This is a genomic window from Maritimibacter dapengensis (assembly GCF_019218265.1).
Classification (GTDB): domain Bacteria; phylum Pseudomonadota; class Alphaproteobacteria; order Rhodobacterales; family Rhodobacteraceae; genus Maritimibacter; species Maritimibacter dapengensis.
In genome coordinates this window covers 1-25,145 of the sequence record NZ_JAHUZE010000009.1, presented here as the reverse complement: position 1 = coordinate 25,145, position 25,145 = coordinate 1, and the positions used below count along the sequence as shown (strand labels likewise).

Annotated in this window: 24 protein-coding genes and 1 pseudogene; 21 read left to right on the top strand and 4 right to left on the bottom strand. The window is 57.6% G+C overall.

What is annotated here, in order from left to right:
- The first annotated feature begins 56 nt into the window (after positions 1-56).
- From KJP28_RS19550 to KJP28_RS19490, 13 genes are all read left to right on the top strand, one after another.
- Entirely contained in the window at positions 57-1,826 is a 1,770-nt protein-coding gene (locus KJP28_RS19550) for a thiamine pyrophosphate-binding protein (protein ID WP_040545931.1), read from the top strand.
- A complete protein-coding gene (locus KJP28_RS19545; protein ID WP_007803182.1) occupies positions 1,826-2,860 on the top strand; it encodes a 2-hydroxyacid dehydrogenase in 1,035 nt (344 codons plus the stop codon). Before KJP28_RS19550 ends, KJP28_RS19545 begins: the two co-directional genes overlap by 1 nt.
- 386 nt (positions 2,861-3,246) lie before the next feature.
- Positions 3,247-3,774, top strand: coding sequence for a MarR family winged helix-turn-helix transcriptional regulator (locus KJP28_RS19540; RefSeq protein ID WP_229678654.1), 528 nt, complete (start codon positions 3,247-3,249; stop codon positions 3,772-3,774).
- 311 nt (positions 3,775-4,085) lie between these two features.
- Positions 4,086-5,075: a TAXI family TRAP transporter solute-binding subunit gene (locus KJP28_RS19535; protein WP_218394097.1), complete on the top strand. Its 990-nt coding sequence runs from the start codon at positions 4,086-4,088 to the stop codon at positions 5,073-5,075.
- A gap of 220 nt (positions 5,076-5,295) precedes the next feature.
- On the top strand, positions 5,296-7,146 hold the full coding sequence (locus tag KJP28_RS19530) for a TRAP transporter permease (RefSeq protein ID WP_218394096.1): 1,851 nt from the start codon (positions 5,296-5,298) through the stop codon (positions 7,144-7,146).
- Positions 7,147-7,346: 200 nt separating this feature from the next.
- Complete coding sequence (locus KJP28_RS19525; RefSeq protein WP_040545926.1) at positions 7,347-7,922, top strand: putative antibiotic biosynthesis monooxygenase; 576 nt, start codon at positions 7,347-7,349, stop codon at positions 7,920-7,922.
- A 311-nt stretch (positions 7,923-8,233) separates the two neighbouring features.
- Positions 8,234-9,514 carry a Rieske 2Fe-2S domain-containing protein gene (locus KJP28_RS19520; protein WP_102855995.1) on the top strand — a complete coding sequence of 427 codons (1,281 nt, stop codon included), beginning with the start codon at positions 8,234-8,236 and terminating at the stop codon, positions 9,512-9,514.
- 127 nt (positions 9,515-9,641) lie between these two features.
- On the top strand, positions 9,642-10,784 hold the full coding sequence (locus tag KJP28_RS19515) for an alpha-hydroxy acid oxidase (RefSeq protein WP_218394095.1): 1,143 nt from the start codon (positions 9,642-9,644) through the stop codon (positions 10,782-10,784).
- 129 nt (positions 10,785-10,913) lie between these two features.
- On the top strand, positions 10,914-11,852 hold the full coding sequence (locus KJP28_RS19510) for a PDR/VanB family oxidoreductase (RefSeq protein ID WP_007803173.1): 939 nt from the start codon (positions 10,914-10,916) through the stop codon (positions 11,850-11,852).
- The gene (locus tag KJP28_RS19505; protein WP_336245366.1) at positions 11,809-13,029 is read left to right on the top strand and encodes a Gfo/Idh/MocA family protein; all 1,221 of its coding nucleotides are present in this window, start codon (positions 11,809-11,811) and stop codon (positions 13,027-13,029) included. The genes KJP28_RS19510 and KJP28_RS19505 overlap by 44 nt, the downstream gene beginning before the upstream one ends.
- Positions 13,026-14,018 carry an ABC transporter substrate-binding protein gene (locus KJP28_RS19500; protein WP_199536925.1) on the top strand — a complete coding sequence of 331 codons (993 nt, stop codon included), beginning with the start codon at positions 13,026-13,028 and terminating at the stop codon, positions 14,016-14,018. Before KJP28_RS19505 ends, KJP28_RS19500 begins: the two co-directional genes overlap by 4 nt.
- 13 nt (positions 14,019-14,031) lie before the next feature.
- Positions 14,032-14,475 (top strand): hypothetical protein, encoded by a 444-nt coding sequence (locus KJP28_RS19495; protein WP_102855992.1) that lies wholly within the window; start codon positions 14,032-14,034, stop codon positions 14,473-14,475.
- Positions 14,476-14,526: 51 nt separating this feature from the next.
- Positions 14,527-15,438 (top strand): DMT family transporter, encoded by a 912-nt coding sequence (locus KJP28_RS19490; RefSeq protein ID WP_255552492.1) that lies wholly within the window; start codon positions 14,527-14,529, stop codon positions 15,436-15,438.
- Here KJP28_RS19490 and KJP28_RS19485 read toward each other — a convergent pair.
- Complete coding sequence (locus tag KJP28_RS19485) at positions 15,435-15,800, bottom strand: MarR family winged helix-turn-helix transcriptional regulator (RefSeq protein WP_255552491.1); 366 nt, start codon at positions 15,798-15,800, stop codon at positions 15,435-15,437. The two genes, KJP28_RS19490 and KJP28_RS19485, sit on opposite strands and share 4 nt — an antisense overlap.
- Positions 15,801-16,001: 201 nt before the next feature.
- Between KJP28_RS19485 and KJP28_RS19480 the strand changes: the two genes are divergently transcribed.
- Genes KJP28_RS19480 through KJP28_RS19470 form a run of 3 tightly spaced genes read left to right on the top strand, consistent with a single transcriptional unit; the run spans position 16,002 to position 17,912 of the window.
- On the top strand, positions 16,002-16,367 hold the full coding sequence (locus KJP28_RS19480) for a Rieske (2Fe-2S) protein (RefSeq protein WP_255552490.1): 366 nt from the start codon (positions 16,002-16,004) through the stop codon (positions 16,365-16,367).
- Positions 16,354-16,653: a hypothetical protein gene (locus KJP28_RS19475; RefSeq protein WP_218394092.1), complete on the top strand. Its 300-nt coding sequence runs from the start codon at positions 16,354-16,356 to the stop codon at positions 16,651-16,653. The genes KJP28_RS19480 and KJP28_RS19475 overlap by 14 nt, the downstream gene beginning before the upstream one ends.
- Positions 16,654-16,694: 41 nt before the next feature.
- On the top strand, positions 16,695-17,912 hold the full coding sequence (locus tag KJP28_RS19470) for an amidohydrolase family protein (protein ID WP_255552489.1): 1,218 nt from the start codon (positions 16,695-16,697) through the stop codon (positions 17,910-17,912).
- Between the two features lie 677 nt (positions 17,913-18,589).
- On the opposite strand, the gene KJP28_RS19465 is transcribed toward KJP28_RS19470, so the two are convergent.
- Both KJP28_RS19465 and KJP28_RS19460 read right to left on the bottom strand, forming a co-directional pair.
- Positions 18,590-18,823: a hypothetical protein gene (locus KJP28_RS19465; RefSeq protein ID WP_102855989.1), complete on the bottom strand. Its 234-nt coding sequence runs from the start codon at positions 18,821-18,823 to the stop codon at positions 18,590-18,592.
- An 81-nt stretch (positions 18,824-18,904) separates the two neighbouring features.
- Positions 18,905-19,423 (bottom strand): MarR family winged helix-turn-helix transcriptional regulator, encoded by a 519-nt coding sequence (locus KJP28_RS19460; RefSeq protein WP_102855988.1) that lies wholly within the window; start codon positions 19,421-19,423, stop codon positions 18,905-18,907.
- Positions 19,424-19,549: 126 nt separating this feature from the next.
- Between KJP28_RS19460 and KJP28_RS19455 the strand changes: the two genes are divergently transcribed.
- The 4 genes and pseudogenes from KJP28_RS19455 (at position 19,550) to KJP28_RS20035 (ending at position 23,035) form a co-directional block, all read left to right on the top strand.
- Positions 19,550-20,260 carry an alpha/beta fold hydrolase gene (locus KJP28_RS19455; protein ID WP_102855987.1) on the top strand — a complete coding sequence of 237 codons (711 nt, stop codon included), beginning with the start codon at positions 19,550-19,552 and terminating at the stop codon, positions 20,258-20,260.
- A gap of 64 nt (positions 20,261-20,324) precedes the next feature.
- Complete coding sequence (locus KJP28_RS19450; RefSeq protein WP_102855986.1) at positions 20,325-21,266, top strand: alpha/beta fold hydrolase; 942 nt, start codon at positions 20,325-20,327, stop codon at positions 21,264-21,266.
- Positions 21,267-21,435: 169 nt separating this feature from the next.
- Positions 21,436-22,106, top strand: a pseudogene (locus KJP28_RS20040) (IS3 family transposase); the annotation flags it as partial.
- A 104-nt stretch (positions 22,107-22,210) separates the two neighbouring features.
- Complete coding sequence (locus tag KJP28_RS20035) at positions 22,211-23,035, top strand: universal stress protein (protein ID WP_254682453.1); 825 nt, start codon at positions 22,211-22,213, stop codon at positions 23,033-23,035.
- A gap of 78 nt (positions 23,036-23,113) precedes the next feature.
- On the opposite strand, the gene KJP28_RS19430 is transcribed toward KJP28_RS20035, so the two are convergent.
- On the bottom strand, positions 23,114-24,103 hold the full coding sequence (locus tag KJP28_RS19430; RefSeq protein ID WP_052440151.1) for a LysR family transcriptional regulator: 990 nt from the start codon (positions 24,101-24,103) through the stop codon (positions 23,114-23,116).
- A gap of 277 nt (positions 24,104-24,380) precedes the next feature.
- On the opposite strand from KJP28_RS19430, the gene KJP28_RS19425 reads away from it, so the two are divergent.
- Positions 24,381-25,043: a 3-hydroxyacyl-CoA dehydrogenase family protein gene (locus KJP28_RS19425; protein ID WP_007803148.1), complete on the top strand. Its 663-nt coding sequence runs from the start codon at positions 24,381-24,383 to the stop codon at positions 25,041-25,043.
- The last annotated feature ends 102 nt before the right edge of the window (positions 25,044-25,145 follow it).

Sequence of the window (25,145 nt, the reverse complement as noted above, 5' to 3'; positions counted from 1 at the left end):
GCCTTTCAAAATGGGGCGCTGCTGCATCAACACTTCATAAGGAAAGGCCAAAACACATGACAGAGCACAGGCTGTATCAGGTTGAGCGCCCAGTATCGTCGGATAGTTTGGGAGTTTGGGGTAGCGATGTATTTGCGGATATGTTGCGAGGTTTGGGGGTGAAGTATGTTGCGCTGAACCCTGGGTCGAGCTTTCGGGGTTTGCATGACAGCCTTGTGAACCACCTTGGTAATGAAGATCCGCAGATGCTGTTGTGTCTGCACGAAGAGCATGCGGTTGCGATTGCACATGGCTATGCGAAGGTGACGGGGGAGCCATTGGCGGTGATTCTGCACAGCAACGTGGGTCTGATGCATGGGACGATGGCGATCTTCAACGCATGGTGTGATCGGGTTCCTGTGCTGATCTATGGTGCGACGGGGCCGGTTGATGCGGCGCTGCGGCGTCCTTGGATTGACTGGCTCCATACCTGCCGTGACCAGGCGTCGATGATCCGGAATTATGTGAAATGGGACGATCAGCCTGGCTCGATGGAGGCGGCGCTGGAATCGATGTTGCGTGCGGATGTGATCGCGCGGAGCGAGCCGAAAGGGCCGACCTATGTGAACTTTGATGTGTCGATCCAGGAAAAGCAGCACGCGCAGGCCCCGGCGCTGCCGGATTTTGCGCGTTACCAGCCGCCTTTGCCTGCGGCTCCTTCGGCCGAAGGCGTGGCACGTGCGGCGGACCTGCTGAAGAACGCCAAGGCGCCTGTGGTGCTGGCGGGGCGGGTGTCGCGCGATCCGGCGGATTGGGCGCGGCGTGTGGCCTTTGTCGAGGGGCTGGGGGCGAAGGTTCTGACGGATATCCGGATCGGGGCGTCTTTCCCGACGGATCACCCGCGGCATCGGGGTAAACCAGCCTTCTTCATCGACGACGCGGCGGGCGCGGTGCTGCGCGAGGCCGATGTGATCCTGAGTCTGGACTGGCTGGATGTCGCGGGTACGCTGAAACTGGCGGGCGAAGTGACGGCGCAGGTGATCCAGGCGTCGCTGGATTATCAGCTGCACAATGGCTGGGGGATGGAGCATCAGGCGCTGCCTGCGCTGGATCTGCACCTGGCCTGTGGCCCGGATGTTGCGATGCATGCGATTGCCGATGCCCTGGGTGTAGGGGCGGGCGAGATGCCCGGTGATTTGCCGGTCAAACCCGCGCTGAACGCCCCCGATGCAGATGTTGAGCTTGATATCATGACGCTGGCCGGGGCGCTTGGCGAAGGTTTGGAAGGTGTCTGTGCCAGCTTTGTGCGTTGGCCGTTGGGTTGGGCGGGCGAGGCGTGGCACTTCCGTCATCCGCTGGACTTCCTGGGTTCGGATGGCGGCGCGGGGATCGGCTCGGGTCCTGGGATGCTGATCGGGGCGGCGCTGGCGCTGAAAGACAGCGACCGGCTGCCTGTTGCGGTTCTTGGGGACGGCGACTTCATGATGGCGGCCTCGGCATTTTGGACGGCGGCGCATTATGGCACTCCGTTCCTGGCGGTGGTGTCGAACAATCGCTCGTTCTACAATGACGAGGTGCACCAGGAACGCGTGGCAGTGGCCCGCAACCGCCCGGTCGAGAACAAGTGGATCGGCCAGCGTATCGGTGATCCGGATATCGACATTGCCGGAGTTGCGCGGGCGCAGGGCTGCGAAGGGATCGGCCCGGTCTTTACCGCGGGCGAGCTGGTCGAGGCGATCAAACAGGGCGTCGAGATGGTGCGCGCGGGCAAGAGCGTAGTGATCGATGCACGTGTCCAGCCGGGGTATAACCCCAACATGGTCGCTGGCCTGACGCGGAGCGACTGATGATGACCCCGAAGATCTATATTGCGCAGGATCCTGTGCTGGAAGAGGTGTTGGACACCGCAACGGATCGGCTGCGGGCCGAAGGCTGGGAGGTCGTTCGCGGCCCCCAGATCACCCCGGGTGTTCCGCTGCGGCTGACGGAAGAGCAACGGCAGGCGCTGCTGTCGGACGTTGATATCATCGTGGCCAGCTCGCGGTCGCGGCTGAGCGAGGCGGATCTGGATGCCTCACCACGGCTGCGGGCGCTGGTCTTTCCGACGATCGGGGTGGATGCGGTCGATCTGGAGGCCTGTGCCGCGCGTGGTCTGATCGTGGCCAATGGTGCAACGCCCGAGAACTTTCTGGCGATGTCAGAGGCGACAGTGATGCTGATGCTGGTGCTGCTGTACCGGCTGCATGAATCCGAACGCCTGCTACGCGAAAATGCGGGCCGGCCGCAGCAGATGTATGCGCGGATGGTGCGGGGCCGGACGATCGGCCTGATCGGGTCTGGCCGGATTGGGGCCGGGGTGATCGAGCGACTGCTGGCGTTCGAGCCGGCACAGATCCTGGTGCACGATCCGTTCCTGACACCTGACACCGCACCCGCGGGCGTACGGTTGGTGGAGCGCGACGCGCTGCTGACCACGTCCGATGTGGTCAGCCTGCATGTGCCGCTCAACGCGCAGACGCGAGGCATGATTGCCGAGGCGGAACTGCGCGCGATGAAGACAAATGCGGTTCTGATCAACACCTCGCGCGGGGGTCTCATTGACGAGGATGCGCTGGTGCGGGTGATGACAGCAGGACACCTGGCCGGTGCGGGGCTGGACGTGACGGAAACCGAACCGCTGCCCGCCGACCACCCGCTGCGCGGCCTCGACCGGGTGATCCTCACCCCGCATATCCTGGGCCACACCATTGATCTCTACACGGTCATGCCCGACGTCCTCGTCGAAAACGCAACACGCATCATGAAAGGTGATCTGCCGACATATGTCAGGAACCCCGATGTGGTGGAACGCTGGCGACAAAAGTTGAACGATCTGAACTGACCAACCCCTCCGCGCGAACGGTGTGCACAGCCGAACTGCAGAGCCTATGTTCCTTGCACCTATTGAATGGCCGTGAACCGCGCCGGGTTTGCCGGAGGCGTTACACAACGGTTGCCCGGCGCTGTGCGGCACAGTGGTGCAAGGCAGGTGTCGGCGCATGATGGTCGCGTACTGGAAAGCAACCGGCGCACAATCCCGACACAGGGGCAAAACCACCCCGGAAGAAAGTCCATACTCGGGCCCAACGATAGGCACCCCGGCTTCCATGTCTTGACTTTGTACCAAGGCTCGGCACCTATGTTGCGCGCGCCACAACTCTGGAGTTCTTAGCTATCAAGTCCGGGCGGGCGCGCTGTTTGGATAAAAACCATGTGTGGAGACAGGCCGTGAGCGATGCGATGAAAGAAAAGCAATCAAGCCACGTACCTGTCCAACCCGACGAGCGCATGGCCCGGCTGGTACGACTGGCGGCCCGCGGGTTCAACCGGGCGCTTCAACTTCGACTGCAAACGGAAAATGTTACGTTCGGTCAGTGGATTTTCCTGCGCATCCTCTGGCAGGAAGACGGGTTGTCGCAACGCGAACTGAGCGACCGGGCGCATCTCACCGAACCCACCGCCCACACCGCGCTCATCAAAATGGAAGAATTGGGTTTCATAGAGCGACGCAACGTCGAGGGCAACAAACGGCGCCAGCACGCGTTTCTGACGCGGAAGGGCTTGGAGCTGCGCGACGTTCTCGAACCTCTGGCGCTCGAAGTGAACGATGCAGCGATGGCGGGACTGTCCAAGAAAGCTCAGGAAGACTTGCGACACGCACTTGCCGTGATGATCCGGAACCTCGAAAATGACGAACAGGATGCGGCCGCCAGAGGGGTCCGTGTTCCCCCGACCAAGGGCAACACAGCAAACTGAATCGCGAGCCATGCGTGCCGAGGGTCCGGCGCGGGCCATTCAATGGCGGTGGCGGACATAGAGAGCCTATGGGGGCGGGGGTTTGAGGCCTGCTGCTCCGGGGCTCCACGGGTTGATAGTGCGTCACGTCAAAGCACCTACGCCGGACACACGGCTTCGGCGTGTTCCGGGTCAGGAACTGTGTCCTGAATGGCTTTCGCTGCGCGATTGCCTCGACATCAATCAGGGTTGACGGGTGCGAGTGGATAGACTAGTAGCCTTAAAGATAGATATCTAATATTAGATGTCTACTGCAAAACAGGGAGGAAGATATGAAATTTCCAATCAAAGCCGTTGCCGCATCGATCGGCGTCGCGGTCCTTTCGAGCGCTGCTTCCGCAGAAAGCGTTAATGTGACCCTTTCAGGCGGCAGTCCCTCGGGGCTTTGGTCGCTTCTGGGCGCTGGTATTGACCGTGCCGTCAAGGCGGATGACCCGAGCGGCGTGGTGACTTATCAGGCCACCGGTGGTGGCTTTGCGAACATCGGCCTTCTGGGCCGTGAACGGACCGACCTGGGGATGGCACATGATGCCGAGATCAAGCTGGCCCTCGCAGGGGACGAACCGTTTGACGCGCCGATCGAGAACCTTCAAGCCATCGGCTACATGTACAACTGGGCGCCGATGCACTTCTTCATCAAGAAGTCTCTTGCCGAAGAATATGGCATCGACAGCATTGACGACCTCGCGACGTCCGGCGCGGCGATCCGTGTTGCGAACAACAATGCCGGGAACATCGTCGCCAACATCACGACCTTCATGCTCGAAGAGGCGGGCTACGACGAAGCCACGATCGAGTCCAATGGCGGCGTGCTTGTCCGCGGTGGTTCGTCACAGCAAGCAGATCTGATTGCAGACGGCCGCACCGATATGGTGATCAACGGCATTTTCATCGGACATTCGTCGTTCCGTAAAGTTGACGAGGGCAATGACGTCGTGTTGCTCAGCGTTCCCGAAAACATCATCGCTGCGACCAACGAGCGTTTCGGAACCGGCACGTTCACAATTCCAGCCGACAGCTACAAGAACCAGACCGAAGATGTCGTCACGCTCGCACTGGGTGCGATGGTAATCACTTCCGATGTACTGCCGGAAGAAACTGGCTACATGCTCGCAAAGAGCATCGCGTCCAATATCGACGAGATCCGCGGCGTGCATAAGGCGATGCAGGCGCTCACACCGGAACTTCTGACGTCGCAGACCACGCTGCCGTTCCATCCTGGTGCGGAGCGTGCCTACAAGGAACTGGGTCTGCTCAAGTAAGGTCGATCCCGCGATCCGGCCGGCGCGCGCTGCAACGACACGCGCCGGCCCACTCATGGACTGCACAGAGCAATGCCCCGCGGTGGCTACGTGAGATGTCACGTCATGTCATCGCGCGGCCCATACATCGCGGTTCTTTCTCTTCTCTGCCTTATACGGGGTCTACATGAATTTTCCTTCGCTTACAGAAACCGGTCGTCGTAGAAATTTAGGCTCGCCGATGAGAACCATCGTCATGGTTCTGGCGGCGGCATTCGCGGTTTGGGTAATCCACTCGAACCTCTTCATCATCTCCGATCCGCTCATTCAGGGCATTCTGTTCGTATCGGGCATTTTCACGATTCTCTTCCTCGCGATCGGCGCGACCTCGCGCGCGCCGGACAGCATTCCGATCTATGATTGGGTTCTCTCTGCGCTGAGCCTGGCCACAGGGGTGTATTTCTACGTGACCTCGGGAGCGATTGCGGACCGGATCAGTCTACTCGACGAATTCACAACCGATCAGTTTTTCTTTGGCTCAGCCTTGTTGTTTCTGACCATCGAAGCGACCCGCCGGACCACCGGCCTAGGCCTGACCGGCGTTGTCGCCCTCTTCCTGATTTATAATCTGTTTGGCTCTCTTCTGCCGCCGCCATTCGGGCATCGCGTCAGCGAGTTCAGCTATCTCTTGGATATTCTGGTTTTCACCACCGATGGACTTTTTGGCGTGCCGCTTCAGGTCGTTGCCAGCTATGTTTTCCTGTTCGTGATGTTTGGAACATTCCTGGCCAAGGCCGGGGGAGGGGACTTCTTTTTCAACCTTGCAGCGCTTGTGACCGGCAATGCGCGCGGCGGCCCCGCCAAAATCGCGATCATTTCGTCGGGCCTGTACGGCACGATGTCCGGGAGCCCAACATCCGATGTTGTTGCAACGGGGTCGATCACGATCCCTGTCATGAAGCGACTCGGCTATCGGGCACGGTTCGCGGGGGCGGTGGAAGTCGCGGCGTCGTCTGGCGGAAGCGCGATGCCTCCGATCATGGGGTCAGCAGCCTTCATCATGGCCGAGTATTCCGGCATTTCCTACAACGCCATCGTGCTCGCCGCTCTGGTGCCGGCGCTTCTATACTACACGGGTGTCTTCGCTCAGGTTCACTTCCGGTCAGTCAAGCACAACCTTCGACCCTCTGCAGACGAAATACCTTCAGCAAAGGAAACATTCAGGACCGGATGGGTTTTCCTGCTGCCGATCATCGGCATCATCGTCGCCCTCATTCTGGGGTATTCCCCGACCTTCACAGCCGGTGTCGGAGTTCTGGTAACCATCCTGTCCGCGATGATGCTGAAAGACACACGGCTGTCACTGTGGCAGTTGGTGGAAGGGCTGGGGGCGACTACGCTCCAGATTCTGCCAGTCGCCGGCGCTTGTGCCGCGGCCGGTCTTGTGATTGGCGGCTTGTCGATGACCGGCCTTGGAATGAAATCCGCGAACGTCATTTTGACTGTCAGCAACATGCAACCACTGCTGACACTCGTTATCGCCGCGGTCGTCACGATTGTTCTCGGTCTCGGGATGCCAACGCCCAGTGCGTATATCCTGGCAGCCGTGCTGGTCGGACCGGCGCTGGCAAAGCTCGGTTTCCCGACGTTGCCGAGCCAGATGTTTCTGCTCTACTACGCGATTCTCTCGGCACTGACGCCACCGATTGCTGTGGCTGCAATCGCGGCCTCAGCGATTGCCGACGAAGACCCCTTCAAGATCGCGTTCTCTGCAGTCCGGCTAGCCGTCGTCGGCTTCCTGCTGCCCTTCGCCTTCGTGTGGAACCCGGGTATCCTCCTAGAACTTGGCCCCCTGGCAAACACCTTGGCCGTCGTGGGTGCGTTTGCCGGAGCCCTCGCGGTCGCAGCCTCTCTGGAAGGCTTGGTCAAGACGCAACTCAGTGCAGTCGAACGGGGCGTACTGCCAATCGCTGCGATTGGCGCCGTAAGCCCTTACTTGGCGGTATCCGCGATCTGTATTTTAGTGATTGTCGCAATGCTATTCCGGCAGATCGCATTCACGACAGAAAACGCCCGCGTGGACAGTGCCTAGCTGTGGCGCCTCAGCAGGTTGACCCGATTGAAGCGCAGTCTGGTCATCGAGGGATTCAACCCAGAGACGGCATGTGGCCTGGGCCAATTTTTAAGGTTGGTCCGGGCCGGTCGGCCTATGACGCGGAACACAGGCGGCTACTTCCATAGGTGGGAGCTGATCACTTCGCAACCGGCGCAAAGTATTTCGAGGTTCAGGAAATGAATGAAACACCGGGGCCGGAAGAACTTGGGCCAAAACAGCTTAGTATTGGCACCGACGCGATCCCCGAGCTGTCGGTTTCCATCAGAGCACCCCTTGCACAGGCCGCGGTCGTCGCGAAGGCGATAAACGATGCCGCTCTGTATCACCTAGATTGGAACCGATTTGACGCTCGCATGTCCCTACAGAATCAGACTGGCATTGACCAGATCATCTTTTCGGTGACCTTGCTTGGGGAAGAAGCATCCGTTTCGCTCCGAGACGGAATGGCCGCCTTGGCCCATGATCTCGAAGAGAGGCTGAGCTTCGCTTCGGTGACTGTAGGGCACCAGGTGCCGGCCAACGGTACTGACCCGAAACCGCCAGCCGCGCCGCGCTATTGGAAGGCCTGGGTCACCAGCATGCTGGGTGTCTATCCCCTGCTGATCCTTATCTACTACGCGCTGCAACCGCTCACGCAAAACCTTCCAGGTCCCGTGTCTCTGTTTCTTGTTGCGCTGGTGCTCACCGGAGTGAACGGTGTCTACGTTGCGCCGTTTCTGGGCAAGAGATTGCGTCCATGGCTCACACGGTGAAGCGAGATGGTTCGCTTGCCGCGACTTATGCACAGGCTGGCTGCCATGACACCTCAGAGACGGGCCCGGCAAGCCGCTGTCGGGGAGGTTCCGGACCACAATTGCGCGAAAGTATCTCGGTTTTGCGATCTCGTCAGCTTGATCTAGTTCAGAACCCGCTATTTCGGACAACAAGTTAGGTCGATACCTACAACGCGGGAAAAAAAAGTGGCAGGTTACGTTGACAGATAAAACTTAGAGAGCTAAGAATAGTTGAGAGGTCGAAAACCACTCATCCACTGAAAGAGTCGGATGCCATTGGAGGAGCCCAGATGCTTACACCCGAAGAGAATGAACTGCTTACACGCGTAACGGGGGATGCCCCGATGGCGCGACTTATGCGTCAGCATTGGACGCCTGTATGCCTGATCGAAGAGGTTGAAGAGTCGGACGGCAAACCGCTTCGAGTCGAAGTTCTCGGCGAAAGCTATGTCGCGTTCCGGGATACCAAGGGTCGTCTGGGAATGCTGGATGAGCTTTGCCCGCACAGAAAGGCCTCTCTGGTCTATGGCCGTAACGAGGAATGTGGGCTGCGCTGCCTCTATCACGGCTGGAAGATGGATGTTGAAGGCAATGTCGTCGCAATGTCTTCAGAGCCGGAAGGCAGTCCATTGATGGACAAGGTCAAACATCGTTCCTACCCCGTGCGGGAGTGGGGCGGCTTCGTCTGGGCTTGGCTCGGCGAGAAAGATGATATGCCCGAGTTCCAGCCGCCGGCCTTTGCGCCAACCGAAGACACCCCAGTTTCGATCCTGAAGATTCGCGTGCCCGCCAACTGGGCGCAGATTCACGAGGGCCAGATCGATAGCGCGCATTCATCATCGCTCCATTCCTCGAATATGGTTCCGGCACGGGTCGAGGGCGCCGCGGCGGACGACAAATCATGGTACCGCCCATCGACAGACAAATCTCCGCGTATGCAGACTGAAACCACGAGCTACGGTTTCCATTACGCGGCGATCCGTAAGCCGATCAAAAACGCTCAGACGCACAACTATCTCCGGATCACCGAATTTATCGCGCCCTATTATTCGCTGATTCCGCCGAACAACAACTACCGGGTCGCCAGCGTCATCGTGCCGATCAATGACGATGAGACAGCGTTTCACTTCATAGCCTTCGACGGACCGAACGTTCCCTCCACTGAAGAGTGGCGCAAGTTTGCCCATGCCGTACCGGGTGAGGACGTGGACCACAAATGGCGCTCTCTCCGGACGTTGGAGAACGACTTCAAGCAGGACCGAGAAAGGATGAAAGAGGGCCACTTTACCGGCGTGGACGGCATTCCGAACGAAGATATTGTGATGTGGGTTTCGATGGGTAGCCGCGTACAGCGTCACACGGACATTCTTGGGGCCTCCGACCTGGCGATTGTCGAGTTCCGCCGCCTCATGGCCGATGCGGCAAAGAAAGTCGCCGAAGGTGGCCAGGCAATCGGCACCGACTCGAAGATTCCGCAAAGGGTAATCGCCTCTCACGAGGGAGTGTATCCTAAGGACGTCGATTGGCGAACACTGGTGGACACGTCGAGCAAGACGGAAGCGGCGGAATAACTTGCGCACATGTTTCCTCCCTGAACCGTCCAAGGCCTCAAGGGGTTTTGGGCGGCTCTTTTTTCGTGGTGCCGTCGGACTTTCATAGCTTCCCTCGACGGATTCTGCTCGGCGGGCGACAGGCGTTATGACGACAGCAATCAATATCGAAGACTTGCGGGCGCAGGCACGGCGTCGCCTGCCACGGGTGGTGTTCGATTATTTGGATGGGGGCGCGGAATCGGAGGTGACGCTGCGGCACAATCGCAGTTCCTTCACGAATATCGTTCTCACGCCGCGAATCCTCAAAGGGGGGAGCGTCGATCTCACCTTGGAGCTGTTCGGGGAAACATACTCGAAGCCGTTTTTCATAGGGCCGACAGGGCTGAACGGCCTCTACTGGCCCCAGGGAGATCTGCACCTCGCCGCTGCGGCCGAACGAGCCGGGGTCGGGTTCACGGTTTCGACCGCCTCGAACACGACGCTGGAAGAGATCGCGCGGAGGAGCAAGGGTCCCCTCTGGTTCCAGCTTTATCCGTGGGGGAAGGGCGCATTCGCTGATGCGCTGATCGACCGGGCACAGGCGGCCGGTTACTCGGCTCTGGTACTGACTGTCGATTCACTCGTGGGCGGCAAGCGCGAACGTGATCTGCGGCACGGCTTCGCCCACGAAATCCGCATTGGCCCTCGGACTGTTCTCGATGGGCTTCTGCATCCTGCTTGGCTGACCTCCGTATGGCTCGGGCCGCACCGTCCCAGACTTGAGAACCTCTTGGACTTTGTCGGAAACAGCGCGAGCGACAGAGAACTGGCCGAGTTTACCCGATCTCAGCGGAACCCGGAGTTTTCTTGGGGAGATGTTCGCCGCATTCGGGAGAAATGGAAAGGCCCGCTGCTGATCAAGGGTATCATGTGCCCAGAAGATGCGATTGACGCGCAACGCGCCGGTGTGGATGGAATCGTCGTCTCGAACCATGGTGGCCGTCAGCTTGATGGCGCTCCTGCCACCATCGACGTACTCGCAGATATCATCGCGGCTCTTGATCGGAAGTTTCCGGTTCTGCTGGACGGCGGCATTCGTCGCGGCAGTGACATCGTGAAAGCCCTCGCCTTGGGTGCGAAGGGCATTCTGCTGGGTCGCGCGCCGCTCTATGGCTTGGCGGCGCAAGGCGAGGCGGGCGTGTCACGGGCGCTTTCGATCCTTGAAGAGGAGATGACGAGGACCATGACCTTTATGGGCGCAAGATCCGTGTCTGCGGTCTCTGATTTCAACGTCGAAATTCGACGGTAATAAATGGTTCCTCCGCCAGTAGCGCTTGCACGATCAACGTTTTGGATGACTGCGTAGTTCAAGGTCGGTTGACACACATAACTTAGCTATCTAAACAAATTCACAATCACGACCATATGGGAGGACCTCATGGAGAATATCAAGATGCGCGTCGAGAAACGGCGTGACTTGACCCCGAGCATCGCCGAATTCACCCTGGTGCCGGTTGGGGCCGATGTGCTCCCTAGTTTCGATCCTGGTGCTCACATCACCTTGGAAACTCCGTCCGGAGCGATGCGTCGCTATTCACTGATCAACGATGGCAGCGACCCAAAGGAATTTGTTGTCGCGATCAAAAGAGAACCGAATTCGCGTGGGGGCTCCGCGTCGATGCACGAACAGGCGACCGTCGGGTCCGAGTTGACAGTCGAATTCCCGGAAAACGATTTCCCGCTAACCGATGTTCAGAAGTACCTGCTCATCGCCGGCGGTATCGGGATCACGCCGATTCTGTCGATGGCACGGTATCTCGACAAGAAGGGCAAGATGCTCAGAATCATCTACGTCAGCCGCAGTCCGGAGGAATCGGCCTATCTGGATGAACTGATGAGAGATTTCGATGGCCGGATCATTGTGCACCATGACGGCGGCGCTCCGGATGCAGTCTACGATTTCTGGGACGATCTCGTCACGCCCCGTGCCACTCACGTCTTCTGTTGTGGTCCGAAACCGCTGATGGATGAAATCAAGGCCGTTTCCGGGCACTGGCCGGAGGGGCGAGTTCACTTCGAGGATTTCAAGCCCGTCGATGTGGTGCGCCAAGACGATGTCTCTTTCGAAGTGGAGCTGAAAAAAAGTAGCGAAACCGTCACGGTGCCCGAAGATCGTTCGATCTTGGAGGCATTGCGTGACGCCGGATTCGCAACGTCCAGCTCCTGTGAAAGTGGCACATGCGGCACCTGCAAGATCCGCCTCCTCGAAGGGGAAGCTGACCATCGCGACATGGTGCTTATGGAAGAGGAAAAAAGCGACCATATAATGATTTGTGTATCGCGCGCGCTATCGGGGAGGCTGGTTCTTGACCTCTGATCCCGTCCGCCTCGGAGTTGCGGGATTGGGGCGGGCTTTCATGCTGATGGTCCCCACCTTTGATGCCGACGCACGCGTCAAGCTCACGGCCGCGGCCGCGCCGAGGGCGGAAAGCCGGGCCGCATTCGAAGAGCAATACGGCGGTGTCGCCTATCCGACTGTCGAGGAACTATGCGCCGATCCATCTGTGGAAGCGATCTACATCGCCACCCCGCACCAAATGCATGTAGATCACGTTCTGGCCGCGGCGCGCGCTGGAAAGCACATTCTCGTGGAAAAGCCGCTCGCGATCTCGATGGAAGACGCCGAGACCATGGTCGCCGCCGCGAACGAGGCGGGGGTTCACCTGATCGTTGGGCCCAGCCACAGTTTCGATCCGCCGGTCGAGCTGGCCGCGCAGTTGATCGCGAGCGGCAAGTTCGGCCAGCTGAGAATGATCCAGGCCCTTAACTACACTGACTTCCTGTATCGTCCCCGACGCCCGGAGGAGCTGCGCACCGAAGAAGGAGGAGGGGTGCTGTTCAGCCAGGCCATCCACCAGATCGACGTGGTCCGACGGCTTGCGGGCGGCATGGGAGAGAAGATTTATGCCATGACCGGGGCATGGGATCCAAAGCGTCCAACAGAAGGCGCCTTTACGGCGCTGATGAACTTTGAGGGTGGATGCGTCGCCAATCTCACCTATTCGGGCTATGCCCATTTCGATAGCGACATTTGGATGAACGACGTCGGAGAGCTGGGGCAGCGAAAACTCGCCGGCGCCTATGGCGATGCAAGGCGGGCGCTGATGGACCTCGATCCCGATGACGAGGCGCGCCTCAAGACGACGCGCACATTCGGCAGCGGTAAGACGGTCGACGCAAAGCACAACGAGCATTTTGGCCCAGTCATCGCGCTTTGCGACCGTGCCGACCTAAAGCTGACTCCGGACGGAGTTGAAGTATTTGGTGACACCGAGCGTGGCTTCATCGAAGTGACATTCGGGCCCGCGCCACGTAGAACCGTGAACGATGCACTGGTAGCCGCTGTCCGCCAGAACAGGGCCCCCGTCCAGACAGGCGCATGGGGTCTGGCAAGCCTGGAGGTTTGCCATGCGATCCTGCAGTCCGCCTCGACCGGCCAACCTGTCGATTTGCGGCAACAATGCAAAACAAGTGAGGAGGAACAAACAGGATGAGCAGTCTCAAACTATCCCTTGCCATGGGAAACTATGACCGGACGCGTGCCATTGTGGATGGAAGAGTGCAGATAGACGGTGTCGATCCCGTTCCCATGCTACTGTCCCCAGAAGAAATGTTCTTCCGGGCGTTCCGCCACGAAGCGTTCGATATCAGCGAAATTTCGTTGTCCTCGTATTCGATCTCGGTCGCCCGCGGAAATCCGCACTATGTCGCGATCCCGGTCTTTCTGAGCCGGGCGTTCCGTCACACTTCAGTCTACATTCGAACCGACAAAGGGATCGACACGCCGCAGGATCTGAAGGGCAAGCGCATTGGCATTGCCGAATACCAGCTGTCTGCCAATGTCTGGGTGCGCGGCATTCTCGAAGAGGAATACGGCGTCAAACCCTCCGATATCATCTGGGTGCGCGGCGGTATGGATACGCCGGGCCGGCCCGAAAAGATCAAGGTTCAGTTGCCCGACGATATCCGCATGGAAGAGGCGCCGGTGGGCAGCACGTTGAATGGCATGCTCGAGGCCGGTGAGATCGACGGCTTCATCGGCCCGCGTTGGCCGCGTTGTTTCGCCGAGCGGCATCCGCACGTAGGTCGGCTCTTTGCAGACAGCATCGCTACGGCCGAAGCCTATTACGAAAAGACCCAGATCTTTCCGATCATGCATGTTCTTGGGGTGCGCCGCAGCCTCGCAGAAGAATACCCGTTCCTACCCGCCGCCCTGCTCAAGGCGTTCACGCAATCGAAGCTGCTGGCAGAAGAAGCTCTGTCTGACACCTCGGCAACGAAGGTAACGATGCCCTTCGTCGAGGATAATCTCAACCGCGTGCATGCGCTGATGGGAGACGATCCCTGGAGCTATGGCGTCGGCGGCAACGCCCATGTCCTGAACAAGTTTTTGGATTACCACGCGAGTCAAGGTCTGTCTCCGCGCCGGGTGGAGATCGAAGAACTGTTCCATCCCTCGACCCTAGAAGCCTACAGCCTTTAAGAGGAGCGCCACAATGGAAGAGTACGCACCCGGAGATATCGTCGAGGTCGAAACAACGAAGGGGCTGGCTTACGTGCAGCTCACCCATACCCACCCGAGCTATCCTCCCGTGGTCAAGTTCCTCCCGGGGCCTTACGAGCACCGGCCCGACAATGTGACTGTATTGGCCGAAAAACCCGCACTGATGGCCATGGTCCCACTAACGGGGGTGTTGAATCGGTTAGGGTTGAAGCACGCGCTTGCCGGACGGTCGGACATTCCGCATTCGGAAAGGAGTTTCCCGATTTTCCGGATGCCGATTCGCGACAAACAGGGCGAGATCATCTATTGGTGGTTCTGGGATGGTCAGGGCTTGACCTATTCTACCGAGCTGATGGAGCAGCAGGAGACGCTGCCAATTCGCGAGGTTATGTCTTCAGGCCACTTCCTGGATCAGTTGCTGGCCCATGACAAGTAGCAGGAACAATCCGCGCCGACACGCGCGATGACCGCGGGGTTCGGCGGCCTCTTGGCCGTGTTCGGAGCGTTCTGCTACGCCTTCAGTTCGGTTTCCATTGCAAAGAGCTCCCAATCGGTTCAGGGCCGCGGCAACGACGTTCTTATCTCTGTGCTGATGACCGCCGTTGTCTCTGGGGCGCTTTGGCTGCTCCTGGGCCCAACGATGCCGGAACTTAACCGCGGTGTACTCATTGGTGTGGTCTATTTCGTTGCAGCCGGGGTGCTTGGCAACGTTGTCGGCCGTCTTACGCTGTTCCGCTCGGTAGAGCTTGCCGGAGCCATCGAGACCGGTTTCATCCGACGCCTGATACCAGTGTTTGCGGCGCTGTTGGCGTTCTTTCTGCTCGGTGAGGTCATCACGACACCTGTGGTCATCGCCTTCTTCCTGGTTACCAGCGGCGTGGTAATCATGATGTCACGCGCTTCGGTCAAATCGGCTTCTGACTTGGCGGTCGGAGATCCTGACCCTCGAGAGAAGAACAAGGGCCGGGCGATGGCCGTAGCGTCCGCCGCGGGGTATGGCGGCTCTTTCGTCTCCCGAAAGCTCGCGATGCAGACTTTGCCGGACCCTCTGGCCGGAGTTTTCATCGGTGCGATGACGGGTCTAATGTGGTTTGCGGTCTCCTGGGTGTTCCGGTTCAAATCGCGCGACGCGTTTACCTGGCGAATTCAGCGGCCGAGCGGGTGGCAACTTCTGGCTGGCAGTTCGATGACGGCCGGACAAGTCGCGCTGTTCTTTTCGCTTATGTTCACTGATGTGACCGTCGTCGCGATCATGTCTTCAATCGAGATGTTCTTTGCCGCCTGGCTCGCAGGCCATATCTTCAAAACCGAACGGCGCCCGGGTCCCAGATTCTACCTGTCGTCTGCACTAGCCGCGACCGGTGTGACACTTCTCGCCCTTGCGCCAAGGTTTGGTTAGTGGGACTGACAACACGCGCTTGCGAGATTATCCAACAGCTTGTCCATTGCAGCGAAGAGGTGATCCAATTCGTCGGATTCAAATCCTGCCGAGGCGTGATCAGCAGCGAGACGCGCAGATTTCATCGCGCCATCTATCGCTCGAAGCCCTGCGTCAGACAGTTCGACATGAACCACGCGCCGGTCGGACTGGCTGCGGTTTCGCGTGATAAGATCTCGCTTTTCGAGTTCGTCCAGGACGCGTGTGGACGACGCCTTTTCGATGCCCAGCAACCCGGAAAGCTCGGATTGTTTTAGTTTGCCTTCCTCTCTCAGACACCGGAGATGGATGTACTGCGCCATGCTGAGCCCGGTGTCGCGCAACTGCTCCTGCAGCAGCTTACCATATAGATGATGAGCCAGGCGGAGCGACGCCCCAAGACCACGTTTCCTAGAAGGTGATTGCGGCACGACTTGCGCCCTCTAATTTAGATGTCTTATTTCTTGACAATTCTAAAGCTGTTCTTATAGTAAGTCAATCTTACTAACTTGAAGCAAGACTGGGCAACAGACGGAGGAGCTAAGATGCCAGAAAGATTGCTATGCACGGTGTCGGACTTGAGCGACAAGACGGCAAAGATTTGCGAAGTCGACGGGGTCGAGATCGGGGTCATTCGGCACAAAGGAGACATCGTTGCATATAAGAACGTGTGTCCGCACCAAGGTGGCCCGGTATGCGAAGGCCTAAAGATGCCGCAGGTCTGCGTTGAACTCGACGACCAGCAGCGCACGCTCCGGCAGACCTTCAACGAAGACGAACTGCATTTCGTTTGCCCGTGGCATGGCTGGGAATTCAAGATTGCGACGGGCGAAGCCGTCGGCGATCCGAAGTACAAAATGAAACGTTACAACGTGGTGGAAAGAGGAGGAGAGGTCTATGTCGAAGTTTGACCAGATAACCGATGAAGCTCCTGCTCTGGAGGCATCGCTCGATGCTGTCCTGAATGCACTTCGCAACCCCGAAAGGAGTCGCCTGCGCGCCGAGCAGCTTCAGGCGCTGTTTTCGCATGTTGTGACCGCTTATGCGAAACTTCGCGAAACCAATGACGGCTTGCCCGCATTCCCACGAGACAACGATGTCTCGGCGACAGCTGTCGCCATAGCCGCGACCGGCATTCTCGATGCTGCCGATATGGCGGTGTTCGAGTTGGGCATGTGGCAGACGCTGAATCCGTAACACGAGGGGAGAGAGATAAAATGTCTTTAACGGGCAACACGATGAACTACAGTTCGGATAACGATCCTGCGATCCAGGAGTTTAACACCAGCAAGCTGCTGAAGAACGCACGTAAGCAAGCGGAAGATCGCAATTACAAAGACTTCTTCATTTGCGATGTGGACAGCCACCACTATGAGACTGAGGCCTTGCCGGAAATCCTGCAATACATGGACGACCCGGTGATGCGCCATCTTGGCTTGTCAGCCGGTAACGTTGGCCGCGCCGGCCTGATTCCGCAGGCGATCGGTTCGCAGGACATGGCTGGGCGCGTGACGCGCTATGCGGGTCGGAACAAGGAAATTGTCCCCGAAGAGCCACACCGTGACATCACTTTGGCCCGGCGCTGGATGGACGCGATGGGTACGGATATGGCGTGCCTTTTCCCAACCCCAATGCTGCTGTTGGCGACGCACCCCCAAGTCGAGGTCGAGGTGGCAATGGCCCGTGCCTACAACCGTTGGCTGAGCGAGCGCATTCTTGAAGAAGACAATCGCCTCGTATCCATGGTCTATCTGCCCATGAACGAGCCGCACGAAGCCGAGAAGATGATTGACGAGTTCGCCGAAAAGAAAGGCGTCGTTGGGTTCCTCTCGACTGGCTATCTCAAGCGTCCGGTGCATGACAGCGCAAACATGCGTATTTATGCCAAACTGGAAGAGCATGGGATGCCTCTTGGCTTCCACGCGGCCTATCACTGGGCCGACACCTCGTTGGCACAGCTGAACAAGTTTATCTCAGTTCACGCGCTTGGTTTCAGCTTCTGTAACATCATCCACATGACGAACTGGGTTATGAACGGCATGCCCGAGCGTTTCCCAAAGTTGAAAACCATGTGGATCGAAAGTGGTCTGGCTTGGGTTCCCTTCCTGATGCAACGGCTGGACAACGAGTACATGATGCGTACGTCCGATGCTCCGCTTTTGAAGAAAAAACCCAGCGATTACATGCGCGAGATGTTCTACTCTACGCAGCCGATGGAGCTGGTGGACAACCGCGAAGCCTTGGAGGTCACCTTCAAGATGATAAACGCAGAATCGCAGTTGCTCTATTCGTCCGACTATCCGCATTGGGATATGGATCTTCCGAGCACGATCTATGATCTTCCGTTCTTGGACGAGAAGGCCAAGCGGAGCATTCTAGGCGGAAACGCGCAGAAACTGTTCAATCTTGACCCAGTTATGTCCGAGTGGAAACTGGAGGCAAACGGCAAAGGTTGACGTCGTTCTCGTCGTCCTTTTCCAACAGGACACGCATATACGGATCGCTGCGAGGCTGCCCGGAGAACATCCGGGCGGCCGGTTTCATGCTTGAACAGCGCGCAGTTTGTCTGGCGCCGTGAGCGTCCATTGAACCCGAGCTAACGGTGTCGAGGAGTTCAATCTAAGTGTTAACTATCCTTCTTGCTGGACACTGTGAGGCAATCTATGAGCAGGCGGAAGAAGTGGTAATGGGATGACGAGGAGAGGCGTGAGATTTGCGCGTAGGCAATGACGCCGGGGATGTCTGTGGCACATGTCGCGCAGCGCTAAGCAGTCAACGCCAACCTTATTTTCAAGTGGCTGAAGGGCCCACTCTTTGCTCCAGAGGCGGAAAAGCCGGTTAATGATGCCACGTTCCTGCATGTTCAGATTGAAGGAGATGTCGTTTGCAATAGCGTTTCTGGCGATGCGCCAAGATCGTTTTCATCTTCCCGTCTGTCGGCCAGTCGCGTCGACATCACCCTCTTGGATGGGCGGCGCATTCTGGTAGAAAGGCTGACAGCACTTACTTCCGTGATCAATCAGGGCGGAAAATCTAGCCCCGAGCGGGGACACTTCCGGTAGCACAGCAAAAGGGCGGAAACTCTGATAACGGCCGAGGGCGCGTTGGGTAGCACATCAAAAACTGAACAGGGCTAACTCATGAACGAAGACTCGATGGGGAGCAGGTCAAATTCGCGGCCCAAGAAATCTTCTGTCACACGTTTGAAGGAGAAAATCGACTCGTTGTTGTCTTTATCTTCCTTCAATTTGCGCGCATTCAAAATGGCTTCTGATTTTTGGAGAGCATGCTCTTGCGGCTCCACCTCTTCAGAAAAATGCTGCCCAATTGACTGGCCACCGCCGATTGGAATGGCGGCTTTTTTCACTGACGGGTAAGGCCCTAGGTTTCCAAAGGAAATGGCCGCCCACTGCACATGCGATAAGAAATGCCCCTTTGACGCTTGGAGTTAATCAACGAATCTACGGCGCATGCGCCGTGCGCTCGCATCCAGATCGTCGCTCTTACCAGTCCAACCTGGAACGCCGCCAGCGATCTTCGTCAGTAGCGACATATATTGCCGCCGCTCCGCCTTTGTCAGGGGCGCCAGCATGGACGCCTCCCTGGCCATGAGTTCGGGAATGAATGCACTATACGCACGCCGTCCCAGATCGGTCAGGTAGAGCAATTGGCGGCGATTATCACCCGGATCGACATCTCGTGTGATCATGCCATTTTTGTTCAGCGCGTTGACCGCGCGGCTTACATTGGTCTTGGAATGACCGGTCAGATCGCACATTTCCTGGGCCGCCACGCCATCGCGAAACGACAAAAAAATCAGCAAGATCGCCTCGGATCGCTTCAGACCAAGCTCATTTTCAATAACCCTGAACAAGGGCTCTCGATAGAAGTTGAGAATATAGGAGGCTTTGTAGGCGAACGGTATTTCAGTACCGTTCAGGACCGCATCGCGGTCCTGTAAACCCATATCCTTCTCATTTCTGCTTTCATCGGATTTCATAGTTGCAATTGGTACTAATTATAGTTGCATATGGGACGAAGTTATTCTACCATATATACGCTGAATAACATCATAACGCTATGGGAGGTAATCATGAAAATCGTATTGGTGCATGGAGGCTGGCAGGGCGGCTGGGCGTGGGACGACGTCGCCGCAGCGCTTGAAGAGAAGGGCCATGAGACCTTCCACCCCACAATGTTGGGCCACGAAAAGAACGACAACAGGGCCAGGGTGACACTTTCCAAAATGGCCGACGACCTCATTGGCAGGATCAAGGACCAAGGCTGGACAGAGTTCGCAATAGTCGGACATAGTGGCGGCGGCCCGCTGGCGCAATTGGTGGCTGACGCTATGCCGGATGCAGTAAAAAACATTACCTTTGTGGACGCCTGGGTCCTGCTCGATGGCGAATGCATAAATGATGTACTGCCCGCCGAACTTGTGGGAGGTCTTACCGCGATGGCCAGCGTATCTCCTGACAACACGGTCCCCATGACCCGGGAGTTGTGGGACAACGCTTTCATGCAGGACGCCGACACGGAAAGCTTGGACCGGCTTGCGCAGCGGTTGATATCCTGCCCGATGGGATGGCTCGATCAGCCGATCCGCCTCAACAGCTTCTGGGCGAAGAAACACCGATCTGCCTACGTCTTCCTCAAAGAAGATATGGCCATGCCTGCTGAGGTCTATCGCAACATGGCGTCCCGCCTGGAAAATCCCAAAACCGCCGAAAGTCCCGGCAGCCATCAGGCAATGATGACACGCCCACGCGAATTGGCCGACGCCATCGACAGCGTCCTCTGATGCGTCCCAACGCTTTGATCCCTGGAGGGTGCAGCTTCAGGTTGCCCGAAGGTAGTGGCATCCAATGATTGAGGACGCATGCCTATCCAAAACATCCGGCCCCCTTGGGCCGGATGGCGTTTACGCCGACATCATTGTCCCGGCTGACACCAATTTCGCAAGAACGCACGTCATGGTACACGGCGGCATGCACACTGGCGCCTGCTGGTTGCAGACGGCGGATAACCGGGAAGGTTGGGCTATACGGCTCGCTCGCACCGGTGATCGCGTCATATGCGTCGATTGGCCGGGGTGCGGCCGCAGCGGCTATGTCCCGCCCGAAAAGTTGACGGGACAGCTCGTTGCCGACCAGATCGCCGCGGCGGTAAAAACTCTCAAGGGCGAAATCATCCTCTGGACCCATTCAATGGGCGGCGCCATTGGCTGGCGGATTGCCGAATTGCTGGCCGGCCGGGTCAGCCGTTTGGTCGCGGTCGCGCCTGGCCCGCCAGGCAACATCCAGCCAGCCGCCAAACTGATGTCCCAAGGCCCGGATCGATTGGTCATGGAATTTGCCGGCGTTCCACTCGATGTACATCCGAACGGGCCGGTTGTACTCAGCCATGAGGCAGCCCGCGCCAAACTAATCGGCTCAAGCACGCAGTTTCCTCGTCAACACACGGACAGTTACCTTGCCGGACTGCAGGCAGTCCCCCGGCAACTTTTTCTGGAGCGTATCAATTTCGAAGGGCAGCAATTGCGGATGTTGACCCCAAATGCACTGGCCGGAACCCAGGTGCTGATTGTCACCGGCGACAGCGACCCCGATCATCCTCCCGCTACGGACTCCGCTATCGGCGATTTCCTGACGGAACAAGGGATGATCAGCCGCTTTGTGTACTTACCCGACCACGACATCACCGGAAACGGACACATGATGATGCTCGAACGCAACAGCGATCAGATCCTTGATCTGCTCGTGGTTCTTATCAACGAGTCACAGAAAATCAGCCCAACGCAAACATAGAATACGAGGACTGCTCAGCGCACGTCCAGTTGAGAAAAATGGGGGATGTGACAGAGATTGAACCCGTGACCATGGAGTAAACCCCAGAAAGTGGTCCACCAGCAGGGATGGATTTGCCCCATAACTTGGAGGATCAGCGATGGCTGGAAAACGAGAGAAGCCCTAAGAAATTGTATCGAAGCTTCGGCAGGTTGAAGTTCCTCAGGGGCAGGGGACGACGATTGCCGAGGCGGTGCGACAGATTGGCATGACACAACAGACGTTCTATCGATGGCGCAAGTTGTACGGCGAGGCGCAACCGTCATTACTCGCACGGCTGAAGCAGCTTGAAAAAGAGTGCCAGCGGCTGCGTCGAGCGGTGTCTGACCTGACCTTGGACAAGCTCATCCTGCCCAAGGTAGCCAGGGGAAACTTCTGAGCCCTTCGCGACGCCGCAAGTGCATTGACCATGTTTGGCAGGAACTGGGCGTGTCCGAGCGCCGGGCCTCCCGTACTTTGGGCCAGCACCGATCCACGCAGCGTAAAATTCCGCTGGGCCGTGTTGATGAGGCACGTTTGGCAGACGGCATCAGTGAGCTGTCCGATAAGTATGGGCGCTATGGATATTGCATGGTGACGGGCTTGCTCAACAACGCGAGTTGGCATGTGAACCACAAGCGGGTGGAACGGATTTAGCGACGCGAAGGGCTGAAGGACCCACAAAAGCGAAAGAAAAAGGGGCGGCTCTGGCTGAATGACGGGTCGGGTGTTCGGCTCCGATCAGAGCGACCAAATCATGTGAGGTCCTATAAACTCGTCCAGGACCGCACCGCTGATGTCCGGGTCTATCGGATGCTTAACTAGCGGTTATCGCGACCCGGCTATCTCTTGAAGTGCGGCAAAAAACATAGACATCTAAGTAGTCAGATGATAGCGTGCCTTAACGTTCGATCAGTGAGGCGAAGATGAGCATCAAGAATATCCTTATTACGCATTCCGGGAGTGCTGGATTCCCGAGTGGTGTAGGTCATGCGACAAAAATTGCGGCCAAGCACGATGCATGGCTGACGGCGGTATATGGCAGCACCTCTTCCTACTTCGAACATGTTCTCGGCCTGACCGAGGACCTTCTCGACAAACTCGGAAATGTGCGGAATGAGAAAATCGAAGCTGCTCGCGCCTTTTTTGAGGAGCAAGCTTCTGCGGCTGGAGTGGCCGAACGGTCGCGTTTTGTTATGCCAAACGAGATCGGAAAGTTACGTTTGCCCGAAATCGCACGTAATTTTGATTTTGTGGTGACAGGCTACCACTCGAACCTTCCTACCGATGAATTTCGCGCTGTAAACCCCGATCTCATGGCATTGCAAAGCGGCCGCCCAGTCCTTGTTGTACCCAATGGATACTCCACCGACAAACTTGGTTCACATGCTCTCGTCGCCTGGGACGGAAAGCGCTCGGCAGCTCGTGCGCTCAACGACGCAATGACGATCTTGGAGGAGAGACCGCGCAAGGTCACGATCTTAATCGTTGGCGCGAGCCTGCCGAAGATGCCCGAAGGAACAGACATTGTCACCCACCTCCGACGCCATGGCGTTGACGTGGAACAGGTCGAGCGCCCCAAAGGCAAGAACGGCATAGCTGACGTTATTCAACGGACCGCTGCCGAGTTGGGGGCGAAGCTGATCGTGATGGGGGCTTACGAACACAGCAAGTTTTCGCAAGACCTGTTCGGGGGCGTTACCCACGAAGTCATCAGGAGCAGCCAAGTGCCGGTGTTCATGTCCCACTGACCGCATCGTCGTGCCCTTCGGAGGGTGTCCTTTGCGTGGCTCGCAGTGTCGTCCCCGCGCGGGGCCTTCTGTACATGATCATGCAGGCTCGGCGAAGGATTGACGGATTCGGTCCATGAGCTGAATTTGCGGCGCGGAGAACACCGTCTTCTTGTCGTAGACCAGGAACAGCGGCATAGTAATTTCCAGCTCTGGTGTATGCACAAGGCGAAGCCCCGACGCCTCTGGGTCCCTCGGCAATGCGCTCTTGAAGACGAAACCGGCCCCGACATCGGCGCGAATCGCATTTAGGATCGGCTCGGGATGCCCGAAGGCTAGTACGCTGTTGGTTCTCACGACCCCTGCGGCGCGCAGCACCTCGTCGATGAGTTCTCGCGCCATTTGCCCCTTCGGCGGAGTGATCAACGGCAATGTCCCTAGCTCATCGATATAAGCGACATCGCCGACCAGTCGGCTCTCTATCGCGGCCACCAGATAAAGCGGCTCGCGCCAGAGCAATTCAATCTCCAGCCGTGAGGTGTCGCGATTGTGATCAACCAAAGTGATACCGAAATCGCAATCCCCAAGCAGTACTGATTCCGTGGCTAGGTAGGGGCTGGCCATCGACACCGAAATCCTGGCCGATGGGAATTCCTTTTTGAACGCAATTATAGTTTCAGACAACTTGTAGGTGCCGGCCACCATCGACGAGGCGATCCGCGTTCGGCCAATCAGACCTTTCTTGATGTCTGCGAGGTCAAGAAACATATCTGAGCTGCGCTGAATAGTTTCCTTCGCCCAGGCAAGAGTGCGACGCCCGGCATGTGTCAGTTCGATGTTGCGCCCGGCCTTGCGCACCAACTTGACACCAAGGCTCTTCTCAAGACTGCGCAGGTGGGCGGTTACTGCGGGTTGCGCAATATTCAAATACTCCGCCGCGCGGGTTACACTGTTGAATTTGGCGATCGTGCAAAAGACGTGCAGCTTGTGCAGCGTGAGATTGCGCGACCGAAGCAAGTCTTTCGACGGCGTGTCGTTCGGTTCTTCTGGCCGATCTTTGCGCAATTCCTGTTCTCCCGTGTCAGGCATCCGGTTTGATGGCTCGGAAGCATACCAAAACCACAATAAATCAGTCGGGCAAGTTCAGGAATCAACTCTATTGATTGAGTGCCCGGCATTAAATCATAACCATAGCCATATATATTGTCGACGTTTGCGTATTGGACCCGAGACCGCTCGGCATCGCACAATCGGAACATTCCTGATCCTTGCGCGGCTATCGCAGCGGCTCGAGTGATACAGTCGGCTAGAAGCCTGTCGTCCAGAAGAGTCGAAGGTTCATACCATTTGAAGGGAGGAGGAAAGTTTGAAGGAATTTGCGTTCGGTACGGAGCCGCCCGGGTCCGGTAGGATTTGCGTCGTCGGGGCCGGATTCATGGGATGTGTCATCGCGACACTCTATGCGCATCACGGCTATGATGCGGTGATCTGCGACAGCAATCAGACCATGCTTGACACTTACGTAGAGCGGGCCCGCCCGATCGCGGCAGGACTGGTCGAGGATTCGGATGCATCGGAGGCCATGCTAGCCGGAGTGACACTTGAGCCGGATCTTGCGAGCGCGATCGAAGGGGTCTTCCTCGTGCATGAAGCAGTGCAGGAATCCCTGGAAGTCAAACAGGCCCTGTTCGCGGAACTCGAAAGGATCTGTCCGGAAAACGTGGTGCTGGCGACCAATACCTCGTCCTTCCTAATCTCCGACATCGCCGCTCAAATGACACGCAAAGAGCGGATGATGGGCATTCACTATGTTACTCCGGGTCATATCGTTCCCGTAATCGAGTTGATCCATGCGGCCGATACGCCAGCGGAGTTGGTGGCATGGAGCCGCATGCTGGTGCAGAACATCGAACATGTCGGTGTCGCGATCCTCGAACGTCCAGGCTTTCTTGTGAACCGGATCCAGTTCGCCATGCTGACCGAGATCTATCGTCTGATGGACGAAGGCCTGGTGTCGCGTAGCCCTTAATTGTGAGATGAGAAATCCAACGAAATCAACGGCCTTGCTTTGCCCTTAAATATGATATTTTGCCTTTAAATCCGATATTTTTGCCCTTAAACCTGAGACAGG